The sequence below is a fragment of the Anaerotignum faecicola genome (assembly GCA_024460105.1).
Lineage (GTDB): Bacteria > Bacillota > Clostridia > Lachnospirales > Anaerotignaceae > JANFXS01.
Map to the genome: position 1 here is coordinate 1 of JANFXS010000497.1, position 401 is coordinate 401.

The window sequence follows — 401 nt, forward strand, 5'->3', positions numbered from 1 at the left end:
GTTTATTAAAAAATAGGAGGCAGTAAATAATTATGAAAAAGCTGATATTATGCATTTTATGTATAACCCTTTGTATCGGGGCGTTATCGGGATGCGGCAGTAAAGACGCATCGTCGGACGGCGCTCAGTCAGAGACGGTTTCAAACGAAATATCGGTTGATGAAGTCGGCGTTAAATATACCGTGCCCGACGAATGGAACGAGTTTAAAGAAACACCTTTATATCCGCGGACATTGCAAGCCGAAAATATATTTGCCGAAATTATATACGGCTATGCAACCGATGAAGATATTGCGCTTTTAAATAGCGATCCTACTGCAAAAGCATATAAAACAATCACTCCTATATGCGAAATACTTGTTGCAAAAACCGCTACGTTTGAAGAAAATGTGAACGCTGAA

1 protein-coding gene is annotated in these 401 nt (G+C 39.7%); it reads left to right on the forward strand.

Annotated features, from left to right (window positions below; genetic code table 11):
• Positions 1–32: 32 nt before the first annotated feature.
• The coding region (locus tag NE664_15070) for a hypothetical protein (protein ID MCQ4727954.1) at positions 33–401 on the forward strand (369 nt) is incomplete at its 3' end.